The following is an 11,606-nucleotide window of genomic DNA, read 5'->3' as shown; positions in this document are numbered from 1 at the left end:
GTCATGGTCGCAAACGGCCACCTCCCCGTGCCGGCCGTGGCCCGTCCCCCCGGCCCCCTCGCGCACCACCCCTGGCGACCCGCGTCCACCCGCGCGTCCGGCGCCGGCAACTGCGGCGACGAGCCGTACCGGCAGCGCCGGCCCTCGCCGGTGATCAGCTGATCACCGCGACTCCGGGCTCACGACCAGTGGTGAGCTGGGAGCCACAGAGGCGAGCCGGGACGCGGCCGGGACACGGGCAGCCGGGAACGGCCGTGTCGTCCGGTGGGACGACGGTGTCACCTGCTCCGGGCGGCCATCGCGCGGAGACGCTCGTTGTAGGCCGTCAGCTCGGCGTCCTCGGTGCGGTCCGCGACGCGGTCGAGCCGGCGGGCCTTCCGCTGCTCGGAGCCCATCCAGGCGAACAGCACCAGCGCGATCACGAAGACCGTCGGGATCTCACCGAAGGACCAGGCGATGCTCCCGGCGGTCTTCTGGTCGGCCAGCGGGTCGATCCCCCAGCCGGCCGGGGGGCTGGCGAAGGTCTCCACGACCAGCGAGCCGGCCATCAGGATCGCGACGCCGAAGAAGGCGTGGAACGGCATCGGGAGCAGCAGCTCGATCATCCGGCCGCCGTGGCCGGCCGTCCGGGGCCACGGGTCCTGGGCCAGGATCGGGCCGAAGAACAGCAGTCCGGTCACCGTGAAGTGGGCCAGCATGAACTGGTGCCCGAACGGGTTGCCCATCAGCACGTCGAAGACGGGCGTGAAGTAGACGGCGTAGAGGCTGGCCAGGAACAGCGGCAGCGTGAACGCCGGGTGCGACAGCACCCGGGCGACCCGGCTGTGCAGCGCGTCGAGCAGCAGCGCCCGCGGGACGCCGGCCAACCGCTTTCCGCGCGGCAGCGTCCGCAGCGCCAGGGTGACCGGGGCGCCGAGCAGCAGCAGGATGGGCACCACCATCGACAGCACCATGTGCTGGGCCATGTGGAGGCTGAACAGCACCATGCTGTAGCCGTTGAGCCAGGTGCCGGTCACCGCGAACAGCGAGAGGCAGCCCGCGATCCAGGACGTCGTCCGCCACCACGGCCAGGCCACGCCCGTGCGGCGCAGCACCACGACGGCTCCGAGGTAGCCGACGACGCCGACCAGGCTCAGGACCGCCAACCACGACCAGCCGTCGAGGTGGGGCAGGAACACCCGGCCCCAGGTCGGCGGCTCCGCGGGCACCCACATGCCCGAGTGATGACCGTGGTCCACCGCTGCCTCCTGCCCTGCCGTGCGCCTGCGTCCCACTGTCCCACTCACGGGGGACCGGGCGGCCCCGTCCAGAGGCTCGCCGCGGGCCAAGTGGCCCCGCTCAGAGGCTCACCCCGAGCTTGCGAGGGGTGAGGAGAGCGGGGTCCTTCTCGAGGAGGACGGGGTCCTCCTACGAGTGGTGAGGGGGCAGAGGAGTCCTCACTCGTGGACCGGCGCCTCGTGGCCCGCGTGCGTCTCGGCCTCCAGCTGGAAGGTGCAGTGCTCGACGTCGAAGTGGTCGCCGAGGCAGGCGCACAGCGCGTCCAGCACCCGTCCGCCGTGGCCGTCGGCCAGCGCCTCGTCGCTGACGACGACGTGCGCGGAGAGCACCGGCAGGCCGGAGGTGATCGTCCAGGCGTGCAGGTCGTGGACGCCGACGACGCCGTCCACCCCGAGGACGTGCGCCCGCACCCGGTCCAGGTCCACCCCGCGCGGCGCGGCCTCCAGCAGCACGTCGACCGCCTCGCGCAACAGCGACCACGCCCGCGGCAGCACCAGTGCCGCGATGAGCAGCGAGGCGACGGTGTCGGCCGGCGTCCAGCCGGTGGTGGCGACGACGACGGCGGAGACGAGGACGGCGACCGACCCCAGCGCGTCGCCGAGCACCTCGAGGTGCGCGCCCCGGACGGCGAGGGACCGCGACCGGCCGGCGTGCAGCAGCGCCAGGCCGGCGAGGTTGACCGCCAGACCGACCGCCGCCACGGCGAGCACCACACCCGCGTCGATCCGCGGCGGGTCCCCGATCCGGCGGACCGCCTCGACCACGACGTACCCGGCCACCACGACCAGCAGCAGGCCGTTGGCGACGGCGGCGAGGATCTCCGCGCGCTGCCAGCCGAAGGTGCGCCGCCCGCGGGCGGGCCGCTGGGCCAGGGACACCGCCCCGAGCGCCAGGCCGATGCCGAGGGCGTCGGTGGCCATGTGCCCCGCGTCGGCGAGTAGTGCCAGCGACCCGGAGGCGAGCGCACCGGCGACCTCGGCCGCCATCACCGCGACGGTGAGCCCCAGGACGACGGCCAGCCGGCGGCGGTACCCGGCCGATGCGGTCGCCGACGGGTGCGGGTGGGCGTGACCGGGCCCCATCAGCACCGCTCCGCCGTCGCGTCCTGCACGGTCCCAGTGTCCCGCACCGGATGACCACCTCCAGCGGCCTGCCGGCCCCGTCCCGGGTCCGGCCCCCTGCAGGGTCCCGCCGCCAGCCTGCGAGCGGTGGGGGCAGGGGTCCTTGCTCAGATCTGGACGCCGCGCTCCCGCAGGTACGGCACCGGGTCGACCTTCTGGCCGCCGAGACCGCCGAGGCGCACCTCGAAGTGCAGGTGCGGGCCGGTCGACTGGCCGCGGTTGCCGAGCAGCGCGATGGTGTCGCCGGCCCGCACGACCTGACCGGCCGACACGAGGATCTCGTCCATGTGGCCGTAGGCGGTGACGTCGCCGTTGCCGTGCTGGACGAAGACCGCCAGGCCGTAGCCGCTGGCCGGGCCGGCCTCGAGCACGACGCCGTCCATCGCGGCCTTCTCCGGGGTGCGCATCGGCGCGGCGAGGTCGATGCCGGCGTGCGCCCTGCCCCACCGGGCGCCGAAGCCGCTGGTCAGCCGCGCACCGTCGACGGGCAGCACCGCGTCGGGGCGGGCGGCCTCGGCGATGGCCTCGGCGGCCAGCCGGTCGGCCTCGGCCTGCGCCTGCGCGGCGGCGGCCTGCTCGGCCTCCCGCGCGGCGCGGCTGGCGGTCAGCTCGCCGAGCCGGGCGGCGGCGTCGGGCTCGGGCATCGCGGCCGGCGACCCGACGTCCAGGCCCAGCTCCTCGGCGACGCTGACCGACGAGCTCTCGACGACGTCGGTCTCCTCGGCAACGGCGCGGTCGCCGGCGGCGAGCAGGCCCATGCCGCTGGCTCCGACGAGCGCCGCGGCCAGGTAGGCGGCCGGCCGGCGGGTGGGCAGCGGGATGCCGCGGCTGCGGCGGCGGCGGCTCCGTCGTCCACCGGTCACGGCCGGGGACGGGGAGGGCGGGGTGACGCCCTCGATCCCGGCGCGGGCGGTGGCCTCGGCCTGCCAGGTGAGGTCGGCGAGGTCAGCGATCTCGGTGAGCCGCGGCTCCTCGGGGGTGGTGCCCGACGGTCGCGCATCCCCCGTGCGCTGCGTCGGGACGGTGTGCGGGGCCGCCTCGTTCTCGTCGACGGGACGGTCGTGATGGAGCTGGCTCATGCACCTGACTTCCGGAGGGGACAAGGTCGTCGTGCGGCGTCCAGGGGAAGCGGACGGGAGCCATGTAAACACGTCGTGACCATTTCGTGACCTTTGTCCAGGGGAATAGGGCCCCGATCGGTGACTGGGATCACGGACGCGCACGGTTGACCGTCGACAGTGCGTCGATCACGTCTGACCGGTCGTGGTCGACACGCCGCAGCGGAGCGCATCGAGGCGCGATGGACGTCACGTCGGGGCACAAGGCCCTTGTCCGAGACCGTCGACGTCGATCCGAGGAGCCCTCCCCGATGCGCGCAGTGACCTGGCACGGCCGAGCCGACGTCCGGGTGGACACCGTCCCCGACCCCACGATCCAGGAGCCCACGGACGTCGTCGTGGAGGTCACCTCGAGCGGGATCTGCGGGTCCGACCTCCACCTGATCGAGGTCATGGCGCCGTTCATGTCGGTCGGCGATGTGATGGGCCACGAGCCGATGGGCATCGTCCGCGAGGTCGGCTCGCAGGTCACCGCGGTCAAGCCCGGCGACCGGGTCGTCGTCCCCTTCAACATCTCCTGCGGCACCTGCTGGATGTGCTCGCAGGGCCTGCAGTCCCAGTGCGAGACGACGCAGAACCGTGAGCAGGGCTTCGGTGCCTCGCTGTTCGGCTACACCAAGCTCTACGGCCAGGTGCCCGGCGGGCAGGCGGAGTACCTGCGTATGCCCTTCGGTAACACGCTGCCGATCAAGGTCCCCGAGGGCCCGGCCGACGATCGGTTCGTCTACCTCTCCGACGTCCTGCCGACCGCGTGGCAGGCGGTCCAGTACGCGGCCGTCCCGCCCGGCGGCACACTGCTCGTCCTCGGCCTCGGCCCGATCGGTGACATGTGCACCCGCATCGCCCACCACCTGGGCATCGAGAACGTGTACGCGTCCGACGTCGTCCCGGAGCGGCTGGCCCGGGCCACCGCGCGTGGCACGCACGTCATCCGCTCGACGGACGAGGACGACGTCGTGCAGCAGATCCAGGACGCGACCGCCGGCCGCGGCGCCGACGCGGTCATCGACGCGGTGGGCATGGAGGCGCACGGCTCCCCCCTGGCGAGCATCGCCCAGAAGGCCACCGCGGTGGTCCCCGACGCGATCATGGAGAAGGTCATGCAGGTGGTTGGCGTCGACCGGCTGGCCGCCTTCAACACCGCCATCGACGCGGTGCGGCGCGGCGGGACCATCTCGCTGTCCGGCGTCTACGGCGGCGCGACCGACCCGGTGCCGCTCATGCGGATGTTCGACAAGCAGATCCAGCTGCGCATGGGCCAGGCCAACGTGTGGCGCTGGGTGCCCGACATCCTGCCGATCCTCACCGAGGGCGACCCGCTGGGCGTCGACGACTTCGCCACCCACCACGTGCCGCTCGAGCAGGCGCCGCAGGCCTACGCGGACTTCCGCGAGAAGAAGGACGGCGCGGTCAAGGTGCTGCTCACCCCCTGACCCGCTCCGTGTGAGCGGACCCACGCGGCGTCCCGGGCATGCCGGCCCGGGACGCCGCCTTGCCCCTCGCAGAGGATCTCCCCGGAGGACCCCGCCGGACGACGCAGTCCGCCCCACCTCGTCCGCGCCGCCGTCCCTGAAGCCGCCCCGTGCCCCGCGCCCTGCTCGCCCTCGCCATCGGCGCCTTCGGCATCGGCACCACCGAGTTCGTCGTCATGGGCATGCTGCCCGAGATCGCCGACGGCCTCGGCGTCTCCGTGCCCTCGGTCGGCCTGCTCATCTCCGCCTATGCCGTCGGCGTGGTTGTGGGAGCGCCCACCCTCACCGCGCTCGGCGTGCGCTTCCCGCCGCGGCGGACCCTCGTCGCCCTCATGGTGCTGTTCGTCGTCGGCAACGCGCTGTCGGCGGTGGCGCCCACGTACGAGACGCTCGCCGCCGCCCGGGTGCTCACCGCGCTGGCGCACGGCTCCTTCTTCGGCGTCGGCGCGGTGGCCGCCCGCCGGCTGGTCGCGCCCGAGCGGGCCACCAGCGCGATCTCGCTGATGATCACCGGGCTGACCGTGGCCAACGTCGTCGGCGTCCCCCTGGGCACGTTCGTCGCGCAGCAGACCAGCTGGCGGCTGGTGCTCGCCGCGATCGCCGTCATCGGCCTGGTCACGATCGCCGGGCTGATGGCCTGGCTGCCGCGCGAGCTGGGCGAGCCCGCCGACCTGCGCACCGAGCTGGCCGCCTTCCGCCGCGGCCAGGTGTGGCTGGTGCTCGGCCTGACGATGGTCGGCTTCTCCGCGCTGTTCGCCGTCTACAGCTACGTCAGCCCGATCCTCACCGAGCTGGGCGGCATCCCGGTGGAGTGGGTGACGCCGGTGCTGGCGCTCTTCGGCGCCGGCACCACCGTGGGCACCCTCGTCGGCGGCCGGCTGGGCGACCGCTACGGCTTCTCCTTCGTCGCGGTCGGCCTGCTGGGCACCGCCGTCGTCCTGGCTGCGTTCGCCCTGGGAGCCCGCACCCCGGTCGCCGCGGTGGTGCTGCTGGTGCTGTTCGGCACCCTGGCCTTCGGCCTCGGCCCGGTGGTGCAGAACGGCGTCATCGAGGCCGCGCGGGTGCCCGGCGGCAGCCTCGTCTCAGCCGCCAACCAGGGCGCGTTCAACGTGGCCAACGCCCTCGGGGCCGCCCTCGGCGCGGCGGTTCTGTCGGGAGGCCTGGGCTACACCGCGCCGATCTGGGTGGGCGCGGTGCTGGCCCTCGTCGGCGCCGGGATCGCCGTCGTCGTGCGGGCGGCCGACCGGCGGGAGCAGGTCCGGCCCCCCGCCGGACCGGAGGCCGTCCCCGCGGAGTGCCGCACCGCCGCCTGAACCGGCCGCCCACCCCCAGCTGATCGGGGGGGGGGTGGTGCAGGCGACACGGTCGGACACGCCGGCGGCGTCTGCGGGAACGCCGTGGTCGACGCGGCGCCCGGCGGAGCGGCGGCTGCCGGGGCGGACCGGACCGGCTGCTCAGTCGGCGCTGTCGCCGGCCAGCGCGCAGGCGGCCGCTACGTCGTCCTCGTCGAAGCCGATCGCTCCGACGGTGCCGCGCTGGGCGGCCTGCCCGTCGATCCACCGGCGGTGCGCCTCCCAGGCCGACTGGCGGGTGGTCCCGAGCGCCTGCCCGATGTCGGCCCACGAGGCTCCGGCACCGCGCGCCGTGCGGACCGTCAGCTGCCGCCCCCGGCCGGCCTTGCGGGTGACCACCTCGCTGAGGGCCAGCAGCTCCAGCGCCTCGGCCCGGCCCAGCGGGCGGGGGCCGGCCGGATCGTCGGGGTCGGCCAGGGAGTCGCGGGTCCGCAGCTCCTCGTAGCGCCGGACGGCGGTGGAGAGGGTGTGCTCCCGGTCCAGGACGTCGATGTCGACCATGGCCCCAGCGTCCGTCAGGACACCCTGACAGTCAAGCCGCCCTGACGGTCGAGACGCTCCCTGGCCGGCCCGGGGACCTGCGAGGGGTGGGCAGGAGGGCCCCCGGCTCAGCGCGGTCGCCGGACCCGGGTCTCGTCGAACACCGGCTCGGCCGACTCGTACAACCGGCCGTCGGTGCCGAAGACCAGGAACCGGTCGAACGAGCGGGCGAACCAGCGGTCGTGGGTGACCGCGAGCACGGTCCCGTCGAACGCGGCGAGTGCTTCCTCCAGCGACTCCGCCGACAGCACGTCGAGGTTGTCGGTCGGCTCGTCGAGCAGCAGCAGCGTGGCGCCGGACAGCTCCAGCAGCAGCACCTGGAGGCGTGCCTGCTGCCCGCCCGAGAGCGTGCCGAACGGCTGGTCGCCGGCCTCGGCGAGGCCGTACCGGCGCAGCGCCGCCATGGCCCGGCCGCGGTCCACGCCCGGTCGACCGGGCTCGCCGTGCCACAGCAGGTCGACCGGACTGCGGTCGAGCCACTCGGGGTGCGCGTGGGTCTGCGCGAAGAAGCCGGGGACGACGCGGGCACCGAGCCGCCACGAGCTGGTGTGCGCGACGTCCTGGCCGGCCAGCAACCGCAGGAAGTGCGACTTGCCCGCCCCGTTGGCCCCGAGGACGGCGACCCGGTCGCCGTACCAGACCTCCAGGTCGAACGGCCGCATCAGGCCGCTGAGCTCCAGCTGCTCGGCCATGACCGCGCGCACCCCGGTGCGCCCGCCGCGCAGTCGCATGGTGACCCGCTGCTCCGGTGGGCGGTCCGGCGGTGGCCCCTCGGCCTCGAACCTCGCCAGCCGGGTCTGCGCGGCCCGGTACCGGGAGGCCATGTCCGGTGAGTTGGCCGCCTGCTGCTGCAGCGTGCGCACCAGCTCGACCAGCCGCGCGCGCTCCTCGTCCCAGCGCCGGCGCAGCTCGGCCATCCGCTCGTGCCGCGCCGTCCGCGCCTGTGCGTAACCCGCGAACCCACCGCCGTGCACCCACGCCGTCCCGCCCTCGACGGTGACCACCCGGTCGGCGACGCGGGCCAGCAGCTCCCGGTCGTGGCTGACGAACAGCACCGTCTTGCGGGTCTCCAGCAGCCGCTCCTCCAGCCAGCGCTTGCCGGGGACGTCGAGGTAGTTGTCCGGCTCGTCGAGCAGCAGCACCTGGTCCGGGCCGCGCAGCAGCGCCTCCAGCGCCAGCCGTTTCTGCTCCCCGCCGGAGAGGGTGGACAGCTCGCGGTACTTGCAGCGGTCGTACGGGACGCCGAGCGCCGCGACCGTCACCGCGTCCCAGGTGACCTCGGCCTCGTAGCCACCGGCGTCGCCCCACTGCGCGAGGGCGTCGGCGTAGGCCAGCTGCGCGGCGTCGGCGTCGGTCTCCATGAGGGTCAGCTCGGCGGCCTCGACCGCCTCCCAGGCGGCCCGCACGGCCGGTGGAGCGAGGTGGACGAGGAACCGTTGGACGGTCGTGTCGTCCCGCACCGAGCCGATGAACTGGCGCATCACCCCCAGCCCGCCGCTGCGGGCCACGGCGCCGTCCTCGGGGACCAGGTCGCCGGCGACGATCCGCAGCAGCGTCGTCTTCCCGGCACCGTTCTCCCCCACCAGCGCGGCGCGGGCGCCCTCACCGACCCGGAAGGAGACCCCGTCGAGCAGCACCCGCCCGTCCGGGAGGGTGTGCCGCACCCCGATCACGTCGATGGAGCCCACCCGGACATCCTCCGGGTCGCGGCAACCGGTTTCGCCCGGAGCGGCTCCGGCGGGCCCGCGACGAGGACCCCGGAGGCTGCGGGGGCAGGGGTCCTCCGTCAGCCGACGGACTGCAGGCGCTCCCGGGCCAGCCGCTCGACCAGCTCGGGCAGCGCCGTGGCCGGTACCCCGCTGAGGTCCTGACGGCAGGTGCGGACGACGGTGCCGATGACCTGGGGACGCAGCCGCGCCCGGAACTCGTCGGCGAGTCGGGCCACGGCCTGGTCGACGGCGGGGTCTTCGGTCAGCGTCATGCGGGGGCGCCTCCGTGCGCGCGAGGTGTGTGGAGCAGTGGGCGCTCTCGGCGCCGGCGACCAACGGTGACCGCTGCCGGGCGCACGCACCAGGGACCTAGGTCATCTAGGCAACCCGTGGTTGCGTATCCCGTCCGGACGGCACCAGGGTGAGCATGGGTACGACGCGAGGAGGCGCGGGTGCCGTTCCAGGACCGCAGGGACGCGGGCCGGCAGCTGGGGCGCCGGATGGCGTCGTTCGCCGGCCGGGGCGTCGTGGTGCTCGGCCTGCCGCGCGGTGGGGTGCCGGTGGCCGCGGAGGTGGCCCGCGCGGTGGGCGCCCCGCTCGACGTGGTCCTGGTCCGCAAGCTCGGCCTGCCGCAGCGCCCGGAGCTGGCGATGGGCGCGGTCGGCGAGGACGGCGTGGTCGTCGTCAACGACGACGTCGTCCGGGCCGCCCGGGTCGAGGAGACGACGTTCGCCGACGTCGAGCGGCGCGAGCGCGCCGAGCTGAACCGGCGGGCGCGGCAGCTGCGCGGCGACCGCGCCCGGCTCCCGCTGGAGGGCCGGACGGCGGTGGTGGTGGACGACGGCATCGCGACAGGCGCCACCGCCCGGGCCGCCTGCGCGGTCGCCCGGTCGCACGGGGCCGCCCGGGTGGTGCTGGCCGTCCCGGTCGGCTCACCCCGGGCCCTGCAGGAGATCGCGGCGGAGGTCGACGAGGTGGTGTGCCTGGAGAGCCCGCAGCGCTTCACCGCCGTCGGGCAGGCGTACGCCGACTTCCGGCCGACCGAGGAGGAGGAGGTCCTGGCGCTGCTGCACCGTCCGCCCCCGGCACCGCCGGGCGACGCCCCCACCCCGCGGGACGACGACGTGGTCGCCGACGCCGGTCCGGACGGCCTGCCCGGCCACCTGACCGTCCCCGAGCACGCCGGTGGGCTGGTCGTGTTCGCCCACGGCTCCGGCAGCGGCCGGCACAGCCTCCGCAACCGAGCCGTCGCCGAGGTGCTGGTGCGCGCGGGGATGGCCACGCTGCTGGTGGACCTGCTGACCCCCGCCGAGGAGGCCGCCCGCGGCCCGGTGTTCGACGTGGCGCTGCTGGCCGGCCGGCTGACCGCGGTCGCCCGCTGGGCGGGTGCGGAGCCGGCCTGCGCGGGCCTGCCGCTGGGGTACTTCGGTGCCAGCACCGGCGCCGCGGCGGCGCTGGTGGCGGCGGCCCGGGACGACACCGTGCGGGCGGTGGTCTCCCGCGGCGGCCGGCCCGACCTCGCCGGCCCGGCGCTGGCCGAGGTCCGGGCGCCCACGCTGCTGGTCGTGGGCGGCCACGACCAGCAGGTGCTCGAGCTGAACCGGGAGGCGCAGGCCCGGCTGCGGTGCGCGAGCCGGCTGGCCGTCGTCCCGGGGGCCTCGCACCTGTTCGAGGAGCCGGGGACGCTCCGTGCCGCCGCCGAGCTGGCCCGCGACTGGTTCGCCACCCACCTCGTCCCGGTGGCTCCCGCGGAGCAGCCGGCCCGGCGGCGGGCCGATCAGCCCGAGGAGTAGGCGTTCGCGCCGGCCCGCGTCGCGGCGACGGCGTCCTGCAGCAGCGCGGTCAGCTCGGCCCGGTCGACCCGGTCGAGCGAGGCGAACCGGATGCAGCTCTTCCCGCAGGACACCCGGCCCAGCCGGTCGGCGCGGGACTCGGCCAGGTAGGCGCCGTCGACGACGGCGCACACGTACAGCGACAGGTGGCGCTTCTGCGCCGCCAGGGCGATCAGCGGCCACGTCGTCGTCTCCCGGGCCGACCGCGGCCGGTAGGGCATCAGCCCGTAGCCGAGCACCCGGCCGGAGCCGGCCGGCACCAGCTGCCGGTCGATGCCGGGCGCGGCGGCCGTGACGAGCGCGTCGGCGGCCCGCAGCTCAGCCTCCCGTGGGCCGGCAGCGGCGAACCAGTCCTCGATCTCGGCGTCCACGGTTCCCGCCTCCTCAGCCGAGCGCGATCGAGAGCACCGTCGCCGCCGCGGTCAGCAGCAGCGCCAGCACCACGACCGTGGCCACCAGGCGCCGACGCCGTTCCGCATCGGGGCCGCCGGCTCCACCCATCCCCATCACGGGCCGCACGCTACCGCCGGTGGACGGACCCCATCCTCGTCACCGCCCGCCCGCCCGCGGCGAGCCTCCGGAGGGCGCCGACCCGGGTACGGGCACGGGGCGGCGGCCCAGCAGCAGGGTGTCCAGCGCGGTGCCGGCCGGGGTCTGCCGGCGCACCTGCTCCAGCCGGTCGACGTCGAGCAGCTCGGCCACCGGGGCCAGCCGGGGGACGCTGTGCAGGATGGCCGCGTCCTGCGGGCCGCCGACCCCGTGCGCGACGTTGTCGGCGTCGTGGCCGAGGACGAGCAGCCGCCCGCCCGGCCGCAGCCAGCCCACCGTTCGGCGCAGCAGCGCCGTCGTCTCGGCCTCCGGCAGGTGCAGGTAGGCGACCAGCACGAGGTCCAGCGAGTCCGGCGCGGCGGTCCAGGCGAGGACGTCGGCGGTCACCCAGGTGACGCGGTCGGCACCGGGCCGCCCGCGCCCCCGGGCCAGCCCGGCCGCGGAGAAGTCCACCGCGGTGACGACCCAGCCGCGCCCGGCCAGCCACAGCGCGTGCCGCCCCTCCCCCGCGGCCAGGTCGACCGCGGTGCCCGGCGGCAGGTCGGCGAGCAGCTCGGCGACCAGCGCGTTCGGCTCGGCCGACCACTGCTGCTGCGCGGCGTAGCGCGCATCCCAGTCCGCTGCCTCCACGGGGG

12 protein-coding genes are annotated in these 11,606 nt (G+C 75.5%); 3 read left to right on the top strand and 9 right to left on the bottom strand.

Annotation, left to right across the window (positions count from 1 at the left end; genetic code table 11):
* Positions 1-278: 278 nt before the first annotated feature.
* From BMW27_RS10445 to BMW27_RS10435, 3 genes are all read right to left on the bottom strand, one after another.
* Positions 279-1,238 carry a cytochrome c oxidase assembly protein gene (locus tag BMW27_RS10445; RefSeq protein WP_091443482.1) on the bottom strand — a complete coding sequence of 320 codons (960 nt, stop codon included), beginning with the start codon at positions 1,236-1,238 and terminating at the stop codon, positions 279-281.
* 198 nt (positions 1,239-1,436) lie between these two features.
* Positions 1,437-2,360, bottom strand: a complete 924-nt coding sequence (locus BMW27_RS10440; RefSeq protein WP_091444234.1) for a cation diffusion facilitator family transporter — start codon at positions 2,358-2,360, stop codon at positions 1,437-1,439.
* Between the two features lie 146 nt (positions 2,361-2,506).
* Complete coding sequence (locus tag BMW27_RS10435) at positions 2,507-3,478, bottom strand: M23 family metallopeptidase (protein ID WP_091443479.1); 972 nt, start codon at positions 3,476-3,478, stop codon at positions 2,507-2,509.
* A gap of 290 nt (positions 3,479-3,768) precedes the next feature.
* Here BMW27_RS10435 and BMW27_RS10430 point away from each other — a divergent pair, with 290 nt between their 5' ends.
* Both BMW27_RS10430 and BMW27_RS10425 read left to right on the top strand, forming a co-directional pair.
* Positions 3,769-4,950, top strand: a complete 1,182-nt coding sequence (locus tag BMW27_RS10430) for an alcohol dehydrogenase catalytic domain-containing protein (protein ID WP_091443476.1) — start codon at positions 3,769-3,771, stop codon at positions 4,948-4,950.
* 149 nt (positions 4,951-5,099) lie between these two features.
* Positions 5,100-6,302: an MFS transporter gene (locus tag BMW27_RS10425; protein ID WP_091443474.1), complete on the top strand. Its 1,203-nt coding sequence runs from the start codon at positions 5,100-5,102 to the stop codon at positions 6,300-6,302.
* Positions 6,303-6,443: 141 nt separating this feature from the next.
* Here the strand turns inward: BMW27_RS10425 and BMW27_RS10420 are convergent, their stop codons facing one another.
* The 3 genes from BMW27_RS10420 to BMW27_RS10410 all read right to left on the bottom strand — a co-directional run bounded on the left by BMW27_RS10420 (position 6,444) and on the right by BMW27_RS10410 (position 8,862).
* Positions 6,444-6,842: a hypothetical protein gene (locus tag BMW27_RS10420; RefSeq protein WP_091443471.1), complete on the bottom strand. Its 399-nt coding sequence runs from the start codon at positions 6,840-6,842 to the stop codon at positions 6,444-6,446.
* 107 nt (positions 6,843-6,949) lie between these two features.
* Positions 6,950-8,569 (bottom strand): ABC-F family ATP-binding cassette domain-containing protein, encoded by a 1,620-nt coding sequence (locus BMW27_RS10415; RefSeq protein ID WP_091443468.1) that lies wholly within the window; start codon positions 8,567-8,569, stop codon positions 6,950-6,952.
* Between the two features lie 98 nt (positions 8,570-8,667).
* Entirely contained in the window at positions 8,668-8,862 is a 195-nt protein-coding gene (locus BMW27_RS10410) for a three-helix bundle dimerization domain-containing protein (protein WP_012947513.1), read from the bottom strand.
* Between the two features lie 180 nt (positions 8,863-9,042).
* Here BMW27_RS10410 and BMW27_RS24315 point away from each other — a divergent pair, with 180 nt between their 5' ends.
* Positions 9,043-10,383: a phosphoribosyltransferase family protein gene (locus BMW27_RS24315; RefSeq protein ID WP_091443465.1), complete on the top strand. Its 1,341-nt coding sequence runs from the start codon at positions 9,043-9,045 to the stop codon at positions 10,381-10,383.
* Here the strand turns inward: BMW27_RS24315 and BMW27_RS10400 are convergent.
* Genes BMW27_RS10400 through BMW27_RS10395 form a run of 3 tightly spaced genes read right to left on the bottom strand, consistent with a single transcriptional unit; the run spans position 10,368 to position 11,601 of the window.
* Positions 10,368-10,793: a DUF1801 domain-containing protein gene (locus BMW27_RS10400; protein ID WP_091443462.1), complete on the bottom strand. Its 426-nt coding sequence runs from the start codon at positions 10,791-10,793 to the stop codon at positions 10,368-10,370. The genes BMW27_RS24315 and BMW27_RS10400 overlap by 16 nt on opposite strands.
* 13 nt (positions 10,794-10,806) lie before the next feature.
* A complete protein-coding gene (locus tag BMW27_RS24310; protein WP_281244748.1) occupies positions 10,807-10,929 on the bottom strand; it encodes a hypothetical protein in 123 nt (40 codons plus the stop codon).
* A 42-nt stretch (positions 10,930-10,971) separates the two neighbouring features.
* Complete coding sequence (locus BMW27_RS10395; protein WP_091443458.1) at positions 10,972-11,601, bottom strand: class I SAM-dependent methyltransferase; 630 nt, start codon at positions 11,599-11,601, stop codon at positions 10,972-10,974.
* Positions 11,602-11,606: the final 5 nt, after the last annotated feature.

The sequence above is a fragment of the Geodermatophilus poikilotrophus genome, assembly GCF_900111455.1.
Classification (GTDB): Bacteria; Actinomycetota; Actinomycetes; order Mycobacteriales; family Geodermatophilaceae; genus Geodermatophilus; species Geodermatophilus poikilotrophus.
Note: the sequence above shows the minus strand (reverse complement) of the source record. Positions and strands in the feature narration are given on the sequence as shown.